Below are 20425 nucleotides of genomic sequence, written 5' to 3'. Positions count from 1 at the left end.
GACCTTTCCGTACAATCGCGGGCCCTGAACTTCCTTGGCATACCCTGCCTTACGCAATTGCACGGGCGTCCCATCCGACCCCATGCAGCCATGCCGGCCGATTCCTACTTCTATAAAGCGTCGGGTGAGCAGGTTTAACGGAGATACACATGTACGCAGTGATTGTTACCGGTGGCAAGCAGCACAAAGTCACCGAAGGCGAATTCCTCAAGGTCGAGAAGCTCGACATCGCCACCGGCGAAGCGATCGATTTCGACCGCGTTCTGCTGGTCGCCAATGGCGACGACGTGAAAATCGGCCTGCCGGTCGTCGAAGGTGCCAAGGTTACCGCCGAGGTGGTTTCCCATGGTCGTCACGACAAGGTCCGCATCATCAAGTTCCGCCGTCGTAAGCACCACATGAAGCGTCAGGGCCACCGCCAGTGGTTCACTGAAATCAAGATCACCGGCATTCAGGCCTAATTCCTTTCTGGAGGATATGACTCATGGCACACAAAAAAGCTGGCGGTTCCACCCGCAACGGCCGCGACTCAGAAAGTAAACGCCTTGGCGTGAAACTGTTCGGCGGCCAGGCTGTCAAGGCTGGCAACATCCTCGTTCGCCAGCGCGGCACCAAGTTCCACGCCGGTTACGGCGTTGGCCTGGGCAAGGATCACACCCTCTTCGCGAAAGTGGACGGCGTGGTCAAGTTTGAGACCAAAGGCGCCTTTGGTCGCAAATACGTGAGCATCGTTGCTGCCTAAGCAATAGCTCGCTGAAAAAGCCCTGTCTCGCGACGGGGCTTTTTTGTTTCTGCGCCGGCTTCCGGCCATGCCCTGCCTTCGGGGCATCCTGTATCCTATGTTTTTTCTGTTAACCCGCCCCTGTGGTGGGAGGCATATCCATGAAATTCGTCGATGAAGTATCAATCCACGTGAAAGCCGGTGACGGCGGTAATGGCCTCATGAGCTTTCGCCGCGAGAAGTTCATCGAAAAAGGCGGTCCCAACGGCGGCGACGGTGGCGACGGCGGCTCCATCTATCTGGAAGCCGACGTCAACCTGAACACCCTGGTCGACTATCGCTACACCCGCCGTTTCGATGCCCAGCGCGGCGAGAACGGCGGCAGCAAGGACTGCACCGGGGCCAAGGGCGACGACCTGGTCCTGCCGGTGCCGGTGGGTACCACCGTGATCGACGCCAATACCCAGGAAATCATCGGCGACCTGACCGAGCCCGGGCAGCGCCTGATGGTCGCCCAGGGTGGCTGGCACGGCCTCGGCAACACCCGCTTCAAGTCCAGTACCAACCGGGCGCCGCGCCAGACCACGCCGGGCAAGCCGGGCGAGGCGCGCGACCTCAAGCTGGAGCTGAAAGTGCTGGCCGACGTCGGCCTGCTGGGCTTGCCGAATGCTGGCAAAAGCACCTTCATCCGCGCGGTTTCCGCGGCCAAGCCGAAGGTCGCCGACTACCCGTTCACCACCCTGGTGCCGAACCTCGGGGTGGTCAGCGTCGGTCGCTACAAGAGCTTCGTGGTCGCCGATATTCCCGGCCTGATCGAGGGTGCCGCCGAAGGCGCAGGGCTGGGCATCCGCTTCCTCAAGCACCTGGCGCGCACCCGCATCCTCCTGCACCTGGTGGACATGGCGCCGCTGGATGAAAGCGATCCGGCCGACGCCGCCGAGGTCATCGTCCGCGAACTGGGGAGGTTCAGTCCGGCATTGACCGAGCGTGAGCGTTGGCTGGTGCTGAACAAGATGGACCAGATCCTCGACCCCGCCGAGCGCGAGGCGCGCAAGCAGGCGGTGATCGAGCGGCTGGGCTGGGAAGGTCCGGTCTACGTGATCTCCGCGCTGGAGCGCGATGGTACCGAGGCGCTCAGCCAGGACATCATGCGCTACCTCGACGAGCGCACCCTGCGCCTGGAGGAGGATCCGCAGTATGCCGAGGAGCTGGCCGAGCTCGACCAGCGCATCGAGGACGAGGCGCGGGCCCGCCTGCAGGCGCTGGACGATGCGCGCGCGCTGCGCCGTTCCGGCCTGAAGAACGCCGGCGCGGCGGATGACGACGATTTCGATGATGAGGAAGACGACGGCGACGGACCGGAGATCTTCTACGTTCCCTGATGACGAGATACCCCGCCGGGCGGGCCGGTGGGGCTGAAGAGTCGAAGCCTGGGCTTCTAAGGTTGAGGGTATGCGGGACAAGGTAACCGGCGCGCGGCGCTGGGTGGTGAAGATCGGTAGCGCCCTGCTGACGGCAGATGGCCGTGGGCTGGACCGCAATGCCATGGCCGTTTGGGTCGAGCAGATGGTGGCGTTGCATTGCGCCGGCATCGAGCTGGTGCTGGTGTCCTCCGGCGCCGTCGCCGCCGGCATGAGCCGCCTGGGCTGGGTCAGCCGGCCGAGCGCGATGCACGAGCTCCAGGCTGCCGCCTCGGTGGGCCAGATGGGCCTGGTGCAGGCCTGGGAGTCCAGCTTCGCCCTGCACGGCCTGCAGACCGCCCAGGTGCTGCTGACCCATGACGACCTGTCCGACCGCAAGCGCTACCTGAACGCTCGCAGCACCCTGCGGACCCTGGTCGAGCTGGGCGTGGTGCCGGTGATCAACGAGAACGACACGGTGGTCACCGACGAGATCCGCTTCGGCGACAACGATACCCTGGCGGCGCTGGTGGCCAATCTGGTCGAGGCCGACCTGCTGGTGATCCTTACCGACCGCGACGGCATGTTCGATGCCGATCCGCGCAACAATCCCGATGCCCAACTGATCTACGAGGCGCGTGCCGACGACCCGCAGCTCGATGCGGTGGCTGGCGGCAGCGCCGGCGCCCTGGGGCGCGGCGGCATGCAGACCAAGTTGCGCGCGGCGCGGCTGGCGGCGCGTTCCGGCGGGCATACGGTGATCGTCGGTGGGCGGATCGAGCGGGTGCTCGACCGCCTGCGCGCCGGCGAGCGCCTCGGCACCCTGCTGACCCCGGACCGCAGCCGCAAGGCGGCGCGCAAGCAGTGGCTGGCCGGCCACCTGCAGATGCGTGGCACCCTGGTGCTGGACGACGGCGCGGTGAAGGCGGTGAGCCAGGATCACAAGAGTCTGCTGCCGGTGGGGGTCAAGGCGGTCCAGGGCAGCTTCCGTCGGGGCGAGATGGTGGTCTGTGTGGACCAGAGCGGGCGCGAAGTGGCGCGTGGGCTGGTCAACTACAGCGCGCTGGAGGCACAGAAGATCCTCGGCCAGCCGACCGACGCCATCGAGGCGCTGCTCGGCTACGTGGATGGCCCGGAGCTGGTGCATCGCGACAATCTGGTACTGGTCTGAGGAGAGGACGAATGCGCAAGCTCGCGGGATTGCTCGGTGGCCTGCTGCTGTTGCCGGCGCTGGCCGGGGCGGAGGAGATCGGCGAAGTGTCCACGGTGTTCAAGTGGGTCGGGCCGAATGACAAGATCGTCGTCGAGGCCTTCGACGATCCCAAGGTGCAGGGCGTGACCTGCTACCTGTCGCGGGCCAAGACCGGCGGCGTGAAGGGTGGTCTGGGGTTGGCGGAGGACCGCGCCGAGGCGTCGATCGCCTGTCGCCAGGTGGGGCCGATCCGGTTCAGCGGCGAGCTCAAGGATGGCGAGGAGGTGTTCAAGCAGCGCACTTCGCTGGTATTCAAGAGCATGCAGGTGGTGCGCTTCTTCGATCGCAAGCGCAACGCTTTGGTCTATCTGGTCTACAGCGACCGGGTGATCGAGGGTAGCCCGCAGAACGCGGTGACTGCGATTCCGGTCATGCCCTGGCCGTCCGCTCGCTGAGGCGGGCGGAACCGCGAGGCAACAAAAAACCGGCCATTGGCCGGTTTTTTGTTCGAGCAAGGCGTGCCTTAGGCGGCAGCGGTGCTGAGGGCCTTGATGTGGCCGCTCAGACGGCTCTTGTGACGAGCAGCCTTGTTCTTGTGGATGATGCCTTTGTCAGCCATGCGATCGATCACCGGTACGGCGGCGGTGAAAGCGGCTTGGGCCTTGGCCAGGTCTTTGGCGTCGATGGCTTTCACGACGTTCTTGATGTAGGTGCGCACCATGGAGCGCAGGCTGGCGTTGTGGCTGCGACGCTTCTCAGCCTGTTTGGCGCGTTTTTTGGCGGAAGGTGTGTTGGCCACCGTCGAGCTCCTCGAAAAAAACTGGGTAAATAGCGAACAAATTAAGGCCGCGAATAATGCCGTCGCCTCCTGGGGTTGTCAAGGGGCTGCGCATGCGGCGGGAAAGATCGGCGACGGATGTCGCCTGCTTTCTTGCGGGTGATTTATTCCGGCGCGCATTCTACACTCGGCGCGCCCTCGCGGACCGCCGTTCGGCGGCGAGGGCGCATTCGCGCGATGAACCGGCCCGGCCGGTCGCGGTCTTGGACAGGATCAATTTCGACATGCCGGCAGCCCGACATCCATGAATCTTCTCAAATCATTGGCGGCGGTGAGTTCCATCACCCTGCTGTCGCGGGTCCTCGGCTTCGTCCGCGATACCATCCTGGCGCGGATCTTCGGCGCCGGCGTCGCCACCGACGCCTTCTTCGTCGCCTTCAAGCTGCCCAACCTGCTGCGCCGGATTTTCGCCGAAGGGGCGTTTTCCCAGGCTTTCGTGCCGATCCTGGCGGAATACAAGAACCAGCGGGGCGAGGAGGCGACGCGCACTTTCATCGCCTATGTCTCCGGGCTGCTGACGCTGGCGCTGGCGCTGGTCACGGCGCTCGGCATCCTCGCCGCGCCCTGGGTGATCTGGATCACCGCGCCAGGCTTCGCCGACACGCCGGAGAAGTTCGACCTGACCACCGACCTGCTGCGAGTGACCTTTCCTTATATATTGCTGATCTCGCTGTCGTCCCTGGCCGGCGCGATCCTCAACACCTGGAACCGTTTCTCGGTGCCGGCCTTCGTGCCGACCCTGCTGAACATCGCGATGATCGGCTTCGCGCTGTTTCTCACGCCCTACTTCGACCCGCCGGTGATGGTGCTGGGCTGGGCGGTGCTGGCCGGCGGCCTGCTGCAGCTGCTTTACCAGCTGCCGCACCTGAGGCGGATCGGCATGCTCGTGCTGCCGCGCCTGAATTTCAGGGATAGCGGCGTCTGGCGGGTGATGAAGCTGATGCTGCCGGCGATCCTCGGGGTTTCGGTGAGCCAGATCTCGCTGATCATCAACACCATCTTTGCCTCGTTCCTGGCGGCCGGCTCGGTGTCCTGGATGTACTACGCCGATCGCCTGATGGAGCTGCCGTCCGGGGTGCTGGGCGTGGCGCTGGGGACGATTCTCCTGCCGATGCTGTCGAAGACCTACTCGAACAAGGACCGCCAGGAGTATTCACGGCTGCTCGACTGGGGACTGCGCCTGTGCTTCCTGCTGGTGCTGCCGTGCTCGCTGGCCCTGGCGATCCTCGCCGAGCCGCTGACCGTCTCGCTATTCCAGTACGGCAAGTTCACCGCCACGGACGCGGCGATGACCCAGCGCGCGCTGGTCGCCTATTCGGTCGGCCTGCTCGGGATCATCCTGGTCAAGGTGCTGGCGCCGGGCTTCTATGCCCAGCAGAACATCCGCACGCCGGTGAAGATCGCGATCTTCACCCTGATCACCACCCAGTTGATGAACCTGGCTTTCATCGGCCCGCTGAAGCACGCCGGCCTGGCGCTGTCCATCGGCCTGGCCGCCTGCCTGAACGCCGGCCTGCTGTACTGGCAGTTGCGCAAGCAGCGGCTGTTCCTGCCGCAGCCCGGCTGGGCGAAGTTCCTGCTCAAGCTGGTGTTCGCGGTGCTGGTGATGTCCGCGGTGTTGCTGGGGGCGATGCACTGGCTGCCGGCCTGGGAGCAGGGTGGCATGCTGGAGCGTTTCCTGCGCCTCGGCCTGCTGGTCGCGGCCGGCCTGCTGGCCTATTTCGGTATGCTCGCGCTGCTGGGGTTCCGTGTGCGCGACTTTTCCCGCCGGGCCGTGCTGTGAGAGGGTTCCGTCCGAGCGGCACGTTCATGCCGTTTTGCCTGTTGTCGCGCGCCCGGTGCGCGTATAATCGACCACTTTCTGAGCAATAAGCGTGCTATGCAGCTGCTTCGCGGACTTCACAACCTGCAGCCCCTGGCCGGGGGCTGCGTCGCCACCATCGGTAACTTCGACGGCGTACACTTGGGGCACCAGGCGATCCTGGCGCGTCTGCGCGAGCGTTCGCAGGAACTGGGCGTGCCCAGTTGCGTGGTGATTTTCGAGCCGCAGCCGCGTGAGTTCTTTTCCCCCGACTCCGCTCCGGTGCGCCTGACCCGCCTGCGCGAGAAGCTCGAGCTGCTGCGCGGGCAGGGGGTCGACGTGGTGCTGTGCCTGGCCTTCAACCGCCGCCTGCGCGAGTTGTCGGCGGCCGAATTCGTTCGCCAGGTGCTGGTGGATGGCCTGGCGGTGCGGCACCTGGAGGTGGGCGACGATTTCCGCTTCGGCTGCGACCGCTCCGGCGACTTCGCCTTCCTGGTCAACGCCAGCCGTGAGCAGGGCTTCACCGTCGAGGCCGCCGCCACTGTCGAACTGGATGGCGTGCGGGTCAGCAGCACGCGGGTGCGCCAGGCCCTGGCCGACGGCGACCTGCATCTCGCCGAGCGCCTGCTGGGCCGCCCGTTCAGCCTCAGCGGACGGGTCCTGCATGGGCAGAAGCTCGGCCGGCAACTGGGTTCGCCCACGGCCAACATTCAACTGAAACGGCGCAAGGCGCCGTTGAACGGGGTCTACCTGGTCAGTACGCTGGTCGATGGCCAGCGTTGCCAGGGGGTGGCGAACATCGGCACCCGTCCCTCGGTGAACGGCGATGGCCGTCCCCATCTGGAAGTGCACCTGCTCGACTTCTCCGGCGACCTCTACGGCCGGCACCTGCAGGTGACCTTCCACCAGAAGCTGCGCGACGAGCAGCGATTCGCCTCCCTGGAGGCACTCAAGGCGGCGATTCTCGCGGATATCGCCGCCGCCCGGGCCTACTGGCTGGGCCAACCGCTTGATTGAAGAGATCCTGAACAGGCCCTGAGATGACCGACTACAAAGCGACGCTAAACCTTCCGGAAACCGCCTTCCCGATGAAAGCCGGCCTGCCCCAGCGCGAGCCGGAGACCCTGAAGTTCTGGAACGACATTGGTCTGTACCAGAAGCTGCGGGCTATTGGTGGCGACCGTCCGAAGTTCGTCCTGCACGATGGCCCTCCCTACGCCAACGGCAGCATTCACATCGGTCACGCGGTCAACAAGATCCTCAAGGACATCATCGTCCGCTCCAAGACCCTGGCGGGCTACGACGCGCCCTACGTGCCGGGCTGGGACTGCCACGGCCTGCCGATCGAGCACAAGGTCGAGACCACCCACGGCAAGAACCTGCCGGCCGACAAGACCCGCGAGCTGTGCCGCGAATACGCGGCCGAGCAGATCGAAGGGCAGAAGGCCGACTTCATCCGCCTGGGCGTGCTCGGCGAGTGGGACAATCCGTACAAGACCATGGCCTTCGCCAACGAGGCGAACGAGATCCGCGCGCTCGCGGAAATGGTCAGGCAGGGCTTCGTGTTCAAGGGCCTGAAGCCGGTGAACTGGTGTTTCGACTGCGGTTCGGCGCTGGCCGAGGCCGAGGTCGAGTACGCCGACAAGAAGTCGCCGACCATCGATGTCGGCTTCCCGGTGGCGGATGCCGACAAACTGGCCGCGGCCTTCGGCCTGGCCGCGCTGGACAAGCCGGCGCAGATCGTCATCTGGACCACCACGCCCTGGACCATCCCGGCCAACCAGGCGCTGAACGTGCATCCGGAAATCGACTACGCACTGGTCGATGCCGGCGATCGCTACCTGGTACTCGCCGAGGCCCTGGTCGAGCCCTGCCTGGCGCGCTACCAGCGCGAGGGCAAGGTGGTCGCCACCGCCAAGGGCGAGACGCTGGAACTGATCAACTTCCGCCACCCGTTCTACGAGCGCCTGTCGCCGGTCTACCTGGCCGACTACGTGGCCCTCGACGCCGGCACCGGCATCGTCCACTCCTCGCCGGCCTACGGCGAGGACGACTTCTACACCTGCAAGCGCTACGGGATGAGCAACGACGACATCCTCAGTCCGGTGCAGAGCAACGGCGTCTACGTCGACTCGTTGCCGTTCTTCGGCGGCCAGTTCATCTGGAAGGCCAACCCCAACGTGGTGGCCAAGCTGGAGGAAGTCGGCAGCCTGCTGGCCCACGAGACCATCAACCACAGCTACATGCACTGCTGGCGGCACAAGACCCCGCTGATCTACCGCGCCACCGCGCAGTGGTTCGTCGGCATGGATAAGCAGCCCGGGCAGGGTGCTTCCCTGCGCGAGCGGGCGCTGGAAGCCATCACCCAGACCGAGTTCATACCCGGCTGGGGCCAGGCGCGCCTGCACGGCATGATCGCCGGCCGTCCCGACTGGTGCATCTCGCGCCAGCGCAACTGGGGCGTACCTATCCCGTTCTTCCTGCACAAGGCCAGCGGCGAACTGCATCCACGCACCGTCGAGTTGATGGAGGAGGTCGCGCAGCGCGTCGAGAAAGAGGGCATCGAGGCCTGGTTCAGGCTCGATGCCGCCGAACTGCTCGGCGACGAGGCCGCGCAGTATGACAAGATCAGCGACACCCTCGACGTCTGGTTCGACTCCGGCACCACCCATTGGCACGTGCTGCGTGGCTCCCACCGGATCGGCCATGCCAGCGGCCCGGTCGCCGATCTCTACCTGGAAGGTTCCGACCAGCACCGCGGCTGGTTCCATTCCTCGCTGCTCACCGGCTGCGCGATCGACAACCATGCGCCGTACCGCCAGTTGCTGACCCACGGTTTCACCGTCGACGAGTCCGGCCGCAAGATGTCCAAGTCGCTGGGCAACACAGTGGTGCCGCAGACCGTCATCGATACCCTGGGCGCCGACATCCTGCGCCTGTGGGTGGCCTCGACCGATTACTCGGGCGAGATCGCGGTATCCCAGCAGATCCTCCAGCGCAGCGCCGACGCCTACCGGCGGATCCGCAATACCACGCGCTTCCTGCTGTCGAACCTGAACGGCTTCGACCCGGCCAAGGACCTGCTGCCGCCGGAGGAGATGCTGGCCCTGGACCGCTGGGCGGTCGACCGTGCGCTGCTGCTGCAGCGCGAGATCGAGGAAGCCTACCGCGAGTACCGCTTCTGGAACGTCTATTCCAAGGTGCACAACTTCTGCGTGCAGGAGCTGGGCGGCTTCTACCTGGACATCATCAAGGACCGCCAGTACACCACCGGTGCCAACAGTGTCGCCCGGCGCTCCTGCCAGACCGCGCTGTTCCACATCGCCGAGGCGCTGGTGCGCTGGATCGCGCCGATCCTGGCGTTCACCGCCGAGGAAGTCTGGAAGTTCCTGCCCGGCGAGCGCGTCGAGTCGGTGATGCTCGCCACCTGGTACGACGGCCTCGGCGAACTGCCGGCCGACGCCGCGCTGAACCGCGAGTACTGGGAGCAGGTCATGGCGGTGAAGGCCGCGGTCAACAAGGAGCTGGAAAACCAGCGCGCGGCGAAGGCCGTGGGCGGCAACCTGCAGGCCGAGGTCACCCTGTACGCGGAGGATGCCTTGCAGGCCAGCCTGGCCAGGCTGGGCAATGAACTGCGCTTCGTCCTGATCACCTCGACCGCGACCCTCGCGCCGCTGGCCTCGGCGCCGGCCGATGCGGTGGACAGCGAAGTCGCCGGCCTCAAGCTGAAAGTGGTCAAGTCGGCCCATGCCAAGTGCGGGCGTTGCTGGCACCACCGCGAGGACGTCGGCCAGCACGCGGCGCATCCCGAGCTCTGCGGCCGTTGCATCGAGAACATCGAAGGCAGCGGCGAGGTTCGCCACTATGCCTGACACCGATCGCTTCGGGCGCCTGCCCTGGTTGTGGATCACCGTGCTGGTGTTCGTCCTCGACCAGATCAGCAAGGCGTTCTTCCAGGCCGAGCTGAGCATGTACCAGCAGGTCGTGGTGATCCCCGACCTGTTCAGCTGGACGCTGGCCTACAACACCGGAGCCGCCTTCAGCTTCCTGGCCGACAGTTCGGGCTGGCAGCGTTGGCTGTTCGCCCTGATCGCCATCGTCGTCAGCGCTATCCTGGTGGTCTGGCTGAAGCGCCTGAAGAAAGGCGAGACCTGGCTGGCCGTCGCCCTGGCGCTGGTCCTCGGCGGTGCCCTGGGAAACCTTTACGACCGCATGGTGCTCGGCCACGTGGTGGACTTCATCCTGGTCCACTGGCAGAACCGCTGGTACTTCCCGGCGTTCAACCTGGCCGACAGCGCCATCACCGTCGGCGCCGTCATGCTGGCGCTGGACATGTTCAGATCGAAGAAATCCGGAGAAGCCGCCCATGGCTGAGTCGACCCGCATTGGCCAGGAGAGCCGCGTCACCCTGCATTTCGCCCTGAAGCTGGAGGACGGCAACGTCGTCGACAGCACTTTCGACAAGCAGCCGGCTTCCTTCCAGGTCGGCGACGGCAACCTGTTGCCGGGCTTCGAGCAGGCGCTGTTCGGTCTCAAGGCCGGCGACAAGCGGACCCTGACCATCCTCCCGGAGCAGGGCTTCGGCCAGCCGAACCCGCAGAACGTGCAGGTCATGCCGCGCGATCAGTTCCAGGACATGGAACTGGCCGAAGGCCTGCTGGTGATCTTCAACGATGCGGCCAAGACCGAGCTGCCGGGGGTGGTCAAGGCCTTCGACGAGCAGCAGGTGACGGTCGATTTCAATCACCCGCTGGCCGGCAAGACCCTGGCCTTCGAAGTCGAGATCATCGACGTCCAGCCCGCCTGAACCGCCGGTCGCTGCACCCTTCCCAAGCGGGGAGGGCGGTAGCAAGGTTCATTCGTCCACTCACCGTGTCGCCCACGAGACCGCCATGCAAATCAAACTCGCCAATCCCCGCGGCTTCTGCGCCGGCGTGGATCGCGCCATCGAGATCGTCAACCGCGCCCTGGATGTCTTCGGCCCGCCGATCTACGTGCGCCACGAGGTGGTGCACAACAAATTCGTCGTGGACAACCTGCGCCAGCGCGGCGCGGTCTTCGTCGAGGAACTCGACCAGGTTCCGGACAACGTCATCGTCATCTTCAGCGCCCACGGTGTATCCCAGGCGGTCCGCAAGGAAGCCGAGGGGCGCGGCTTGAAGGTCTTCGACGCGACCTGCCCGCTGGTGACCAAGGTGCACATGGAGGTGGTGCGCTACAGCCGCGACGGCCATGAGTGCGTGCTGATCGGCCACGAAGGACACCCTGAAGTGGAAGGCACCATGGGCCAGTACGACACCAGCAACGGCGGTGCCATCTACCTGGTGGAGGACGAGGCGGATGTCGCCGCGCTGGAGGTACGCAGGCCGGAAGCCCTGCACTACGTGACCCAGACCACCCTGTCGATGGACGATACCTCCAAGGTCATCGATGCCCTGCGCGCCAAGTTCCCGCTGATCCAGGGACCGCGCAAGAACGATATCTGCTATGCCACGCAAAACCGCCAGGATGCGGTGAAGGAACTGGCCGACCAGTGCGACATGGTGCTGGTGGTCGGCAGTCCCAACAGCTCGAACTCCAACCGCCTGCGTGAACTCGCCGAGCGGATGGGCACTCCGGCCTACCTGATCGACGGCGCCGAGGACATGCAGCGCGGCTGGTTCGATGGTGTTCGCCGCATCGGCATCACCGCCGGCGCCTCGGCCCCGGAGGTTCTGGTACGCGGCGTGATCGCGCAGTTGCGCGAATGGGGCGCGTCGGAAGAGCAGGAACTGGACGGGCGCGAGGAGAACATCACCTTCTCGATGCCCAAGGAGCTACGGGTCAAGGCGCTGTAGACCGCCTGGCTGCATGAAAAAAGCCCCTCGCAGAGGGGCTTTTTCGTTTCAGCGCCAGCAGTCGTTGACCGTGCTGTCGTTACCGGTCTTGCCGGCTGCGCCGCGTTCGCCGAGCTGGTTGAGAGTCAGCTTGCCGCAGGCCTTGTCGCGGGTCTGCGAGTTGATCGGCGTGGCGGTCAGGGTATAGGTGGTACTGGTGGGCGTCGCTATGGTGAGGCTGTACAGATTGTTCGGCGAGTTGGCCGAGCTCATGCCCAGCTTGGCCACGTCGTTGGTGTAACCGACCCCGGGGTTCTGCGAATAGTAGCGCTCCTGGCGTGCCGCCGCGTCCGAGAGCAGCGCCTGGCCTTCGGTGCGGTTGGCGCGGATCACGTAGTTCTGGTAGCTGGGAATGGCGATGCCGAGGAGGATGCCGATCAGCACCACGACGATCATCATCTCCAGCAAGGTGAAGCCTTTCTCTTTTTTCGTCATCGGGATTGCTCCTCGCCGGCCTGGAGGGGCTTTTCCTTCTGAATCATCTCGGCCAGCTCCTGTTCGCTCATCTGTCTGTGGATGTAGATACTGGTGATGGTGGACAACGGCTGGCTGACGACGCCCGAGTAGGACACCACCGAGCCCGGCTTGACCTGGAACAGGCTGGGCATGCCGTTCTGAGCGGTGCTGTTGGGCAGGCGGTAGAAACTGTGATCGATGTCCACCAGGTTCTTCTCGACCTGTACATCGAGGACCACGCCGGCGCCTTCGAAGGTCCTGGGCTCTTCGGCCCAGCTCAGGCCGGGCAGCGCCAGGGCCAGCAGCAGAGACAGCGTTTTCATATCAGTTCTTTCCTTCGATGGGACGCCAGTTCTGGCGGCCACGGGTGTTCGGTCCGGGGTTCACGGTCAGGCATTCGCCCGAGGAGCAGACTTCCGGGTTGCCCTGTTCGTTGGTGCTCAGGGTCAGGCCGCCGAGGCCTTTCTGCTCGGTGCCGGAGACCACCACGTTCTGCTTGTTGTAGCTGTAGTCGGACTTCGAGTCCACGACGCCCTGGCGGGCCAGGTCGAACACCGTGAAATTGGTGCGACCGCCGGTATACGGGTCGAGGCCGTAGGTCCAGTTGCTGGCCCCATCGTTACAGGGGTCGTCGTTCGGGGTGATGGTCTGTAGCAGCACCACCTGGCCGATGGCGATCATGTCCTCGATCAGCATCTCGCCCTTGAGGGTGCCGTTGACCATGAAGTCGAGGTACCAGCCGGACTGGCTTTGCCAATCGACCGGATGCTGGCTGGCGAGGCGGATGGTACGGGCTGTCGAGACGAAGGTCGAGTCCGCCTGCAGGTCCAGGGTCTGCTGCCGCAGGTTGCCGCGGCTCAGGCGCGGCGTACTGCCTGCCGCCTCGCCCTTGGTCTGCTGGTCCCAGATGCCGTAGAGCGTCTGGGCGCGGCTGGTATCGGCGCGGGCGTCGCTGTTCTCGAAGTACTTGCCGGTGCCGAAGATCACGATATAGCCCTTGCGCGTCGGATGGCGCACCAGCGAGGGGGCGGCGGTGATCGCCTGCGCCGCGTTGTTCGAGTCGACCGCCGAGTAAAGTGGTTGGCCGCCGAAGGAAACCTTGAAGCTGGAGGCCACCGCCGGGCCGTCGTTGGCGCGGCTGAACGGATCGTTCTGGTCGACCTTGCCGGCGATCAGGTCGAAGCGCCAGAGGTTGCCCTGCAGGTCTCCGGCGTAGGCGTAGTCGGCGACGCCGTCGCTGTTGTTGTCGGCCAGCCGGGGAGTGGACAGGCCGTTGGGCACGCCGGCCTTGCCGGTGACTTCCAGCTTGCGGGTGACGGCCCCGGTCTCCAGGTCGATGATGAGCAGCGCGGCCTTGTCGTTCAGGCTGGAATAGCCGTTGCCGGTGACCACCGCCCACTTGCCGTTGTGCAGGCGGGCCACTGTCGGTTTGGGGAAGCTGTAGCCGAGGTCGGGCTCCTCGTCGACGCCTAGCTCCCAGAGCAGCTTGATGTTGCCGGGGTCGGTCACGTCGAGGGCGAACAGGCCCTTGCCGCCGGCGCGCAGGCTGCCGATCAGCACGGTATGCCAGGCGCCGCCGAAGAAGGCGTCGGCGACCACCGGCGAGCCGTCCACGTAGAACTGGTGCGCGCCACCCTGGTAGCCGCGGGCGGTCAGCTTATGAAGCTTCTCGAAGACCGCGGAGGGGATGAAGGCGAAGGTTTCGTTGCCGTCGGTATCGAAGCCGTGCAGCATGCCATCGTTGGCGCCGACATAGACCCGCGGTGCGCGGGTCTTCTGCGCTTCGGCGAACTGCGCGTAGTTGCCGCTGGGCTCGATCGGCTGGGCCAGGTAGGTGAGGTACTGGGCCTTGGCCACGGTCGCCGGCGAGGAGTTGATGATGTCGCCGAGGATCGAGTTGCGGGTGCGGAAGTTGTCGCTGTTTTCCTTGCTGCGGTCGCCACGCAGGAAGGCCACGCGGTCCTGGCCCTTGCTGTCGGCGACGTCGTTGCGGTCCGGATCGCGGTTCAGTTGTCGCTGCTGGTCGGCGCTGAGGCTGGTCCAGGAGAACTCCTTGAGTCCGTTGCTGCCGGAGCCGGCCATCATGATCTTGCGTCCCGCGCCGCCGTTGGGCATCGCGTCGAGGATGGCCTGCGCGCTCCACAGCTTGGTCTGCACGGTAACCTTGTCCTGACTGGTCAGGCTGTAGCGAGTCAGGTCCCCTGCCCAGTTCTGGTCACTGGCGAAGCTGGTCTGATAGGCGTGGCGGATCTGCTTGTCGCCGGTAGCATCTTCCTGCAGTGACGAGCTGATGGCCGGACGTGAGGCTGGCAAGGGGCCGCCGGAGATTCGGTTCACGATAGCCTGGAAGGCTGCAACCAACTGATCCGGAGAGTCGGCGCTGAAGAATTCTCCCCGCGAGTTGACCGCTGCGTGCCATAGATCATAGACATTATTGGCACTGTCTACAGCGGCGCTGGGCCAGTTCAGGCGGCCCGCCTGGATATCCTTGTAGCCGCCGGCATAGGTAGAGCCTTCCCATTTCGGGCTAATGAGGGTCGTGGTCAATCCCAGACCAAGGGTGTAGGTGACCATGTGCTGCCACGTAGCAGGGTCGTTACGCGGGTTCCAATATTCTGCCGAGGGGTTGGCCTTGTCGGGGTAGGTAATGAAAGGGTTCAGATTGTCTTCGATATCGGGCCTGGCGTCATTGGCCCAATAGTGAAATGCCAGATCGGCGAGGGTATTGGAGGCATTGTCCTTGTACGGCGCCTGGCTGCTGTAATGTTGCCCGTCGGGAAGGGTCCTGCTGTTGCTGTCTGCATTGCCCACGTTAGCGGAATCGCTGTTCCAGAGACCGTCGGTCATCAGGATATGGTAGGAACCGCGGCAGCTATATTCTGGTGCGGTCTGTTCGCCGGGGCGGTAAGCGTAGGGGCCGTTCACGCCGGTTCTGCGCAGGAAATCGCCAGCACGAGTCATCGCACGCCGTAATGGCGTGCCCCCTCTACTGAGAGGTTTTCCAGCCAGTTGAAGAAATTCACTCGGTGCTGACCGTTGAAGTCCCTCAGATAGTTGTTGAAGCAGTTGCCATAGCTGGAACCGCTACCCATCTGGTTGCAGGACGAGTTGTTCAGCATCTGCCAGCTTACCCGGATGTTCTCCGGCAGACTGTAGAACGCCAGGTTGGCTGCGGTCTGGGTGGCCAGGGCGCGGGTGCGGTAGAAGGAGTACCAGTTGGCGAAGTTCTGTCGCTGCTCTGTGCTCACGGAGCGACGGGTATAGCAGTTCTGGTTGGTGCGGCTGCAGTTGGACGAGCCGGTGAACTCGTAATAGAAGGCTGCGGCGGGCCTGATAGTCGATTCCCGGTCATAACCTCGGCCGTACTCTACGGTGACCTTGTAGTTGCGCGATAGATCGATACCTCCCGCGCGCGTGAAACCGTTGCGCCAGGCGTAGGTGAAGCTGGGGGCGGGATAGTCCTGTATCTGTACCTGGCCGTTAACCAGCGTGAGCTTCTTCGGCAGCTTGTATTCGGTGTTTGGATCGAAGTACATCGGGTTGAAGCTGTTCGAAGCGAAGAACGTGGAGTCCCTGTAGCTGGAGATACTGTCCGGGGCGTAGGCGAATGCCATGCTGCCGGAGTCGTCCAGTGTGACCAGCAGGTTGGGAGCGACGCCCTGGACCAACATCAGCGGCTGCTGGCTGACCGACAGCGCGGCGGCCTGGGTGGTCTGGGCGGAAAGCAGGATGGCGCCGCTGAGCGCGGCGGCCAGCGAGGTCTTGCCGATCTGGTGGAGTGCCGATTTCATGCGAGGCTCGATCAGTTGGTATAGAGACGGGCGAGAACGGTCTGCAGGACGGTCTCGCTGTTGGTCTGGTTGCGCGCGACGCTGTTGGTCTCGTAGTAGAAGGTGCCGATACCGCGCATCAGGTTGCCGTATTCCGGGCTTTCCGCTTCGTTGACCTGGCCGCCCGAGGGGATCGGCAGGTTGTTCCACTGGACCTTGTAGAGCGTTCCGGCGGTGGTCGCGTTGGCGACGTCGCTGCCGCGGTAGTCCATCCAGGCGTTGGCGGCGTTCTTCAGCACGCCGACCGGGTCCTGGTGCGCATCCTCCAGCTTCACGTTGAGTGCCGCGAGGTTCAGCAGGCAGGGGCGGGCGATGTTGTCGACCGTGCAGCCGGTGCCTGGCTCCGGCGGGCGCAGGGTGTTGACGAAGCGCCGTTCGCCTTCGCGCAGGCCGGATTCGGCGGCGTTCTGCAAGCGGGTCTGCTCGATCACGTTGCCGGTGATGCGGCTTTCCAGCACCACTTCGCGCATGCTCGAGACGGCCAGCAGGGTGACTATCACCAGGATCGCCAAAGCGATGACCAGGGTGGCGCCGCGCTGCTTCGAAAGGGGATGGTTCATGGCACGAGGTTCCTGAGTGTCTGGCTGCCCTGGGCGATCTGGTAGAGGCGGTCCTTGTCGTTGTCCTGCAGGCTGGTCCTGGAGGCGGGATAGAGGGCGATCCAGTCGTCCAGCGTCTTGCTGTCGCCCTGGCGCAGGTTCTTGTCGCTGGCCATCAGGGCGGAGTAGCGCAGCGCCCGGACCGGCCGGCCGGCGATATTGGCCTGTTCGACGAAACCCTCCACCTCGCGCTTGCCGACCATGGTCGGGCCGACGCCATATTCCAGCTTGAAATCGACCAGGCCGCTGACGATCTCCTGGCCTTTTTCCTTGATTGTCTGCGCGGAGCAGGTGAGCGTCCCGGGAGCATCGGCGGTGGGGGAAATGAAGAGAATGCGGGCGGTGATGGCATCGGCAGTCCCGAATGGATCGCTGGGCGTGCTGATCGAATTGCCTTCGCAGTCGTACGCCTCGCCGGGGGCCGGCTGGTAGCGGTAGCAGAACCCGCTCTGGCCGCTCTTGGTCACCGCGGGCACCAGGGTGGCGCCGGCCTTGAACTCCTCGCAAAACGCGGACTTGGCCAGCGCTTTGAAGGCGAACTCGTTGGGGTCGTCCGCGCGCCGGCGGAAGCCGACCTTGGCCAGTTGCTGGTCGAGGAACATCATGGCGAAGCGGCCGTTCTCCTGGTTGCCGGCCTGGCCTTGCTGGAACAGGTAGTTGCGCTTGTTGTCCAGGTAGATCTGGGTGATCCCGAGGATCAGGAAGCTGCTGATGGCCAGGGCCACCAGCAATTCGATCATGGACAGGCCCGATTGCCGTCGGGAGCGGTTGATCATGCTCATGGCTCGACCCTGAGGGTGTAATGGCAGAGGGAGGTGTCGGCGCCGCTGTCGGCGGGGTTGACGCAGGCGCCCTGCTTGCCGCGCCAGGCGAGGCGGATCTCCAGCATCGAGCCCTTGCCGTCGCAATCGCCCGGCTTCGAACTGCGGCAGATGTAGAACTCGCTGTTCAGCAGGTCCACGGCTCCCGGCAATTCCTTCTTCACCTGTTCCGCCCAGCAGCCCAGGCGGTCCTTTACCGCGTCGGGCAATGGCGTGCAGGAGGAGGGCGCGGTGGGGAACGCCGACCCCTTGGCCTTGAAGAAGTCGGATTGCGTGGCCATCTGGTCCTTGACGTCGTACAGGGCCTTGGGGCTTGCCCGCATGCTTTCCAGCAGGTTGCTGCCGAGCATCGCGGCCTTGTTGCGCTCCACCGAGTCGGCGGTGTACTGGATGGTCTTGCCCTGCATGGCGATCATGCCCAGCACGCCGATGCTGACCAGCAGCAGGGCGACCAGCACTTCGATCAGGCTGAAGCCGGATTCGCGCAGCGGTTTGCGCGGGAGTTTCAATAGCATGACGGCGGTGCCTTGGAGGAAGGTTCGAGTTGGATCCGTCCGGCCTGGCTGATGCGCAGCAGGCGGCCGCCCTCGGCCTTGCCGTTCTGGCAGATGGCGAAGGTCCGCTCCGTGGGCGGCAGCAGGGTCCCGTTGGGCGTGAAGGTCAGTTCGGCTATGGCGCTCTCTTCCCTGGCTGTCAGCGTGGCGCCGCGAAAGCCGTCGTGCTTGCGCAGCGGTGCGGCGATCGTGCCGGAGTCGAGGACGCCGATGCTCAGGCCCTTGCCCCAGTCGTGGTCCTTCAGCGCCTGGATGCTGATCGCGCGGCGCTGGGAGACGGCTTCGCTGCGGGCGTACTGCAGCATCGCGTTGAGTTCCTCGCTGGCACTCTGCAGTTCGTTGCGCTCGGTCAACTGCTTGAAGTTGGGGATGGCGAAGCTCGCCATGATGGCCAGCAGGACGACGATGATCAGCAGCTCGATCAGGGTGAAGCCGGCCGAGCTGGAACGGTATGACATGCGGTTGCTCCAGGGTTTCTACGCCTGGAAAGCATGCCAAACGGGTCATGGAGCGTCTTGCGGTGGTTGACGGTCGGGCCATGGGGCAGGACAACTGGTTGATGATCATTCCGAAGTGCCGCATAGCTCACGTTTCTCCCGGTTCTCCTGCGCGGTCGCGGCGCGGAGGCGACCCTGGCGATTGAGGACCAGTTGCCAGGCGACGCCGTTTCTCCCGCAGAGCAGAAACCGGCCGTTGTGTACGTTGAGCTGGCCGCTGGGGAGGAAGCGCAGGGTATTCGAACGGTTCCAGCGGATCGCTTCCGGCGTCGGCAACTGGCGCCGGGCGAGCACCAGGCCAGCGTCCTCTTCGGCGAGCAGCCAGCCTTGTCCCCAGTCGCCGCCGCAACCCCGGCCATCGCTCGAAGGACAGAGCGCCACCGGGCGTCGATGGGTGACGGCATGCGCGCGGCCCAGCTGAATGCTCGCGCTTAGTTCGTGCAGCAGGGCCTGCTGGCGGTTTCCAGCCAGCCAGCCCTCCAACCCGGGCAGCGCAAGGCTTGCCAAGATTCCCAGTAGCGTCAGCGTGAGCAGCAGCTCGGGGAGGGTGAACGCACTCTGCGACCTTTCGACCATGGCAGGCGATCCTTTTGCTCGTATCATTCCGCGTTGGTCGTATCTCGCCGGATTTGCCGGGTTGCCTCAATCAGCGCCTGGTAGAGGCGCATGAGCGACTTTTCTGCAACCCCTGTGTGATCGTGGAGGCCCTGGTGTCGGAACGAGTAGTAGTGGTGGGCGCTGGCGTCATCGGCCTGTTGACCGCCCGGGAGCTGGCGCTCGCCGGCCTGCGGGTGACCCTGGTGGAACGCGGCGAGAGTGGCCGGGAGGCTTCGTGGGCGGGCGGCGGGATCGTCTCGCCGCTCTATCCGTGGCGCTACAGTCCGGCGGTGACCGCCCTGGCGCATTGGTCGCAGGACTTCTACCCGGCGCTGGGGCAGCGCCTGCTCGACGAGACCGGGCTGGACCCCGAGGTCCACACCGTGGGCCTGTACTGGCTGGACCTGGAGGATCAGGCCGAGGCGTTGCATTGGGCGCGCAATCACACACGGCCGTTGCAGGAGGTGCCGATCGAGGACGCCTATGCGGCGGTGCCCGGGTTGGGCGCAGGCTTCCAGCGGGCCGTCTACATGTCGGGCGTGGCCAATGTGCGCAATCCTCGCCTGGCGCGTTCATTGCGGGCATCCCTGCAACAATTCGCCAACCTCGAACTGCATGAACAGACGGAGGTGCGCGGCTGGTTGCGTGACGGTGATCGAGTGGTCGGCGTGGCCACCTCGCGAGGCGAGATCCGTGGCGACAGGCTGCTGCTGGCGGCGGGAGCCTGGAGCGGCGAGCTGCTGAAGCCGCTGGGGCTGGAGTTGCCCGTCGAGCCGGTGAAAGGGCAGATGATCCTCTACAAGTGCGCGGCGGACTTCCTGCCGCGCATGGTACTGGCCAAGGGGCGCTATGCGATCCCTCGGCGCGACGGGCATATCCTGATCGGCAGCACCCTGGAGCATGCGGGCTTCGACAAGACGCCGACCGGGGACGCGCTGGACAGTCTCAGGGCCTCGGCGGCCGAACTGCTACCGGCGCTGGCGGAGCAGCGGCCGGTGGCGCACTGGGCGGGCTTGCGGCCGGGATCTCCGGAAGGCATTCCTTATATCGGCCCGGTGCCGGGCTTCGACGGGCTCTGGCTGAATACCGGGCATTACCGCAACGGCCTGGTCCTGGCGCCGGCTTCCTGCCGCCTGCTGGCGGACCTGATGAGCGGCCGCGAGCCGATCATCGATCCGGCGCCCTATGCCCCGGTGGGCAGGCTCTGAGGCGGGAAAGGCAAAGGCCTGTCGTCGACAGGCCT

General features: G+C 65.0%; 20 protein-coding genes and 1 pseudogene. 12 read left to right on the top strand and 9 right to left on the bottom strand.

All coding sequences use genetic code 11. From position 1 onward, the window contains the following. The first annotated feature begins 149 nt into the window (after nucleotides 1-149). The 5 genes from rplU to B7D75_RS23505 all read left to right on the top strand — a co-directional run bounded on the left by rplU (nucleotide 150) and on the right by B7D75_RS23505 (nucleotide 3768). Nucleotides 150-461 (top strand): 50S ribosomal protein L21, encoded by a 312-nt coding sequence (gene rplU / locus B7D75_RS23525; RefSeq protein WP_003154364.1) that lies wholly within the window; start codon nucleotides 150-152, stop codon nucleotides 459-461. 23 nt (nucleotides 462-484) lie between these two features. Beyond that, nucleotides 485-742, top strand: a complete 258-nt coding sequence (gene rpmA / locus B7D75_RS23520) for a 50S ribosomal protein L27 (RefSeq protein ID WP_003094760.1) — start codon at nucleotides 485-487, stop codon at nucleotides 740-742. Nucleotides 743-882: 140 nt separating this feature from the next. After that, nucleotides 883-2103: an Obg family GTPase CgtA gene (gene cgtA, locus B7D75_RS23515; protein WP_034081457.1), complete on the top strand. Its 1221-nt coding sequence runs from the start codon at nucleotides 883-885 to the stop codon at nucleotides 2101-2103. A 70-nt stretch (nucleotides 2104-2173) separates the two neighbouring features. Next, nucleotides 2174-3292 carry a glutamate 5-kinase gene (gene proB / locus B7D75_RS23510; RefSeq protein WP_012077317.1) on the top strand — a complete coding sequence of 373 codons (1119 nt, stop codon included), beginning with the start codon at nucleotides 2174-2176 and terminating at the stop codon, nucleotides 3290-3292. Nucleotides 3293-3303: 11 nt separating this feature from the next. Continuing rightward, nucleotides 3304-3768: a CreA family protein gene (locus B7D75_RS23505; RefSeq protein ID WP_033999976.1), complete on the top strand. Its 465-nt coding sequence runs from the start codon at nucleotides 3304-3306 to the stop codon at nucleotides 3766-3768. A gap of 68 nt (nucleotides 3769-3836) precedes the next feature. Here B7D75_RS23505 and rpsT read toward each other — a convergent pair whose 3' ends face one another. Then, on the bottom strand, nucleotides 3837-4112 hold the full coding sequence (gene rpsT, locus B7D75_RS23500) for a 30S ribosomal protein S20 (RefSeq protein ID WP_003150004.1): 276 nt from the start codon (nucleotides 4110-4112) through the stop codon (nucleotides 3837-3839). 283 nt (nucleotides 4113-4395) lie between these two features. Between rpsT and murJ the strand changes: the two genes are divergently transcribed. From murJ to ispH, 6 genes are all read left to right on the top strand, one after another. Continuing rightward, nucleotides 4396-5934 carry a murein biosynthesis integral membrane protein MurJ gene (gene murJ, locus B7D75_RS23495; RefSeq protein ID WP_012077315.1) on the top strand — a complete coding sequence of 513 codons (1539 nt, stop codon included), beginning with the start codon at nucleotides 4396-4398 and terminating at the stop codon, nucleotides 5932-5934. A gap of 96 nt (nucleotides 5935-6030) precedes the next feature. Beyond that, the gene (ribF, locus tag B7D75_RS23490) at nucleotides 6031-6969 is read left to right on the top strand and encodes a bifunctional riboflavin kinase/FAD synthetase (protein WP_003150007.1); all 939 of its coding nucleotides are present in this window, start codon (nucleotides 6031-6033) and stop codon (nucleotides 6967-6969) included. Between the two features lie 23 nt (nucleotides 6970-6992). Then, a complete protein-coding gene (ileS, locus tag B7D75_RS23485; RefSeq protein ID WP_107114474.1) occupies nucleotides 6993-9824 on the top strand; it encodes an isoleucine--tRNA ligase in 2832 nt (943 codons plus the stop codon). Beyond that, nucleotides 9817-10326, top strand: a complete 510-nt coding sequence (lspA, locus tag B7D75_RS23480) for a signal peptidase II (RefSeq protein ID WP_058129586.1) — start codon at nucleotides 9817-9819, stop codon at nucleotides 10324-10326. Before ileS ends, lspA begins: the two co-directional genes overlap by 8 nt. Continuing rightward, nucleotides 10319-10759, top strand: coding sequence for an FKBP-type peptidyl-prolyl cis-trans isomerase (fkpB, locus tag B7D75_RS23475; protein ID WP_003150012.1), 441 nt, complete (start codon nucleotides 10319-10321; stop codon nucleotides 10757-10759). The genes lspA and fkpB overlap by 8 nt, the downstream gene beginning before the upstream one ends. A gap of 85 nt (nucleotides 10760-10844) precedes the next feature. After that, nucleotides 10845-11789: a 4-hydroxy-3-methylbut-2-enyl diphosphate reductase gene (ispH, locus tag B7D75_RS23470; protein ID WP_034081453.1), complete on the top strand. Its 945-nt coding sequence runs from the start codon at nucleotides 10845-10847 to the stop codon at nucleotides 11787-11789. A gap of 48 nt (nucleotides 11790-11837) precedes the next feature. On the opposite strand, the gene B7D75_RS23465 is transcribed toward ispH, so the two are convergent. The 8 genes and pseudogenes from B7D75_RS23465 to B7D75_RS23430 all read right to left on the bottom strand — a co-directional run bounded on the left by B7D75_RS23465 (nucleotide 11838) and on the right by B7D75_RS23430 (nucleotide 19161). After that, entirely contained in the window at nucleotides 11838-12263 is a 426-nt protein-coding gene (locus B7D75_RS23465) for a type IV pilin protein (RefSeq protein ID WP_107114473.1), read from the bottom strand. Next, nucleotides 12260-12607, bottom strand: a complete 348-nt coding sequence (pilY2, locus tag B7D75_RS23460; RefSeq protein WP_043101203.1) for a type 4a fimbrial biogenesis protein PilY2 — start codon at nucleotides 12605-12607, stop codon at nucleotides 12260-12262. The genes B7D75_RS23465 and pilY2 overlap by 4 nt, the downstream gene beginning before the upstream one ends. Nucleotide 12608: 1 nt before the next feature. Continuing rightward, a pseudogene (gene pilY1, locus B7D75_RS23455) lies at nucleotides 12609-16075 on the bottom strand (type 4a pilus biogenesis protein PilY1). An 11-nt stretch (nucleotides 16076-16086) separates the two neighbouring features. Then, on the bottom strand, nucleotides 16087-16674 hold the full coding sequence (pilX, locus tag B7D75_RS23450; RefSeq protein ID WP_034081449.1) for a type 4a pilus minor pilin PilX: 588 nt from the start codon (nucleotides 16672-16674) through the stop codon (nucleotides 16087-16089). Beyond that, the gene (gene pilW / locus B7D75_RS23445) at nucleotides 16671-17495 is read right to left on the bottom strand and encodes a type 4a pilus minor pilin PilW (RefSeq protein ID WP_034081447.1); all 825 of its coding nucleotides are present in this window, start codon (nucleotides 17493-17495) and stop codon (nucleotides 16671-16673) included. The genes pilX and pilW overlap by 4 nt, the downstream gene beginning before the upstream one ends. Then, a complete protein-coding gene (gene pilV, locus B7D75_RS23440) occupies nucleotides 17492-18049 on the bottom strand; it encodes a type IV pilus modification protein PilV (protein ID WP_053814569.1) in 558 nt (185 codons plus the stop codon). The genes pilW and pilV overlap by 4 nt, the downstream gene beginning before the upstream one ends. Further along, a complete protein-coding gene (locus B7D75_RS23435) occupies nucleotides 18040-18546 on the bottom strand; it encodes a GspH/FimT family pseudopilin (protein WP_012077308.1) in 507 nt (168 codons plus the stop codon). Before B7D75_RS23435 ends, pilV begins: the two co-directional genes overlap by 10 nt. Nucleotides 18547-18651: 105 nt before the next feature. Continuing rightward, nucleotides 18652-19161: a GspH/FimT family protein gene (locus B7D75_RS23430; protein WP_003150026.1), complete on the bottom strand. Its 510-nt coding sequence runs from the start codon at nucleotides 19159-19161 to the stop codon at nucleotides 18652-18654. A gap of 134 nt (nucleotides 19162-19295) precedes the next feature. Here B7D75_RS23430 and thiO point away from each other — a divergent pair, with 134 nt between their 5' ends. Next, on the top strand, nucleotides 19296-20390 hold the full coding sequence (gene thiO, locus B7D75_RS23425) for a glycine oxidase ThiO (RefSeq protein ID WP_041025522.1): 1095 nt from the start codon (nucleotides 19296-19298) through the stop codon (nucleotides 20388-20390). Nucleotides 20391-20425 lie beyond the last annotated feature (35 nt).

The sequence above is a fragment of the Pseudomonas paraeruginosa genome, from assembly GCF_003025345.2.
Lineage (GTDB): Bacteria > Pseudomonadota > Gammaproteobacteria > Pseudomonadales > Pseudomonadaceae > Pseudomonas > Pseudomonas paraeruginosa.
This window is presented reverse-complemented; position numbering and strand designations above follow the sequence as displayed.

Coding starts and splice junctions, on each gene's coding strand:
- ribF (WP_003150007.1), top strand. CDS start 6,031: ATGCAGCTGCTTCGCGGACTTCACAACCTGCAGCCCCTGGCCGGGGGC.
- B7D75_RS23465 (WP_107114473.1), bottom strand. CDS start 12,263: ATGACGAAAAAAGAGAAAGGCTTCACCTTGCTGGAGATGATGATCGTC.
- rpmA (WP_003094760.1), top strand. CDS start 485: ATGGCACACAAAAAAGCTGGCGGTTCCACCCGCAACGGCCGCGACTCA.
- B7D75_RS23505 (WP_033999976.1), top strand. CDS start 3,304: ATGCGCAAGCTCGCGGGATTGCTCGGTGGCCTGCTGCTGTTGCCGGCG.
- rplU (WP_003154364.1), top strand. CDS start 150: ATGTACGCAGTGATTGTTACCGGTGGCAAGCAGCACAAAGTCACCGAA.
- pilY2 (WP_043101203.1), bottom strand. CDS start 12,607: ATGAAAACGCTGTCTCTGCTGCTGGCCCTGGCGCTGCCCGGCCTGAGC.
- B7D75_RS23430 (WP_003150026.1), bottom strand. CDS start 19,161: ATGGTCGAAAGGTCGCAGAGTGCGTTCACCCTCCCCGAGCTGCTGCTC.
- pilV (WP_053814569.1), bottom strand. CDS start 18,049: ATGCTATTGAAACTCCCGCGCAAACCGCTGCGCGAATCCGGCTTCAGC.
- pilX (WP_034081449.1), bottom strand. CDS start 16,674: ATGAACCATCCCCTTTCGAAGCAGCGCGGCGCCACCCTGGTCATCGCT.
- ispH (WP_034081453.1), top strand. CDS start 10,845: ATGCAAATCAAACTCGCCAATCCCCGCGGCTTCTGCGCCGGCGTGGAT.
- B7D75_RS23435 (WP_012077308.1), bottom strand. CDS start 18,546: ATGTCATACCGTTCCAGCTCGGCCGGCTTCACCCTGATCGAGCTGCTG.
- fkpB (WP_003150012.1), top strand. CDS start 10,319: ATGGCTGAGTCGACCCGCATTGGCCAGGAGAGCCGCGTCACCCTGCAT.
- murJ (WP_012077315.1), top strand. CDS start 4,396: ATGAATCTTCTCAAATCATTGGCGGCGGTGAGTTCCATCACCCTGCTG.
- cgtA (WP_034081457.1), top strand. CDS start 883: ATGAAATTCGTCGATGAAGTATCAATCCACGTGAAAGCCGGTGACGGC.
- pilW (WP_034081447.1), bottom strand. CDS start 17,495: ATGAGCATGATCAACCGCTCCCGACGGCAATCGGGCCTGTCCATGATC.
- lspA (WP_058129586.1), top strand. CDS start 9,817: ATGCCTGACACCGATCGCTTCGGGCGCCTGCCCTGGTTGTGGATCACC.
- proB (WP_012077317.1), top strand. CDS start 2,174: ATGCGGGACAAGGTAACCGGCGCGCGGCGCTGGGTGGTGAAGATCGGT.
- ileS (WP_107114474.1), top strand. CDS start 6,993: ATGACCGACTACAAAGCGACGCTAAACCTTCCGGAAACCGCCTTCCCG.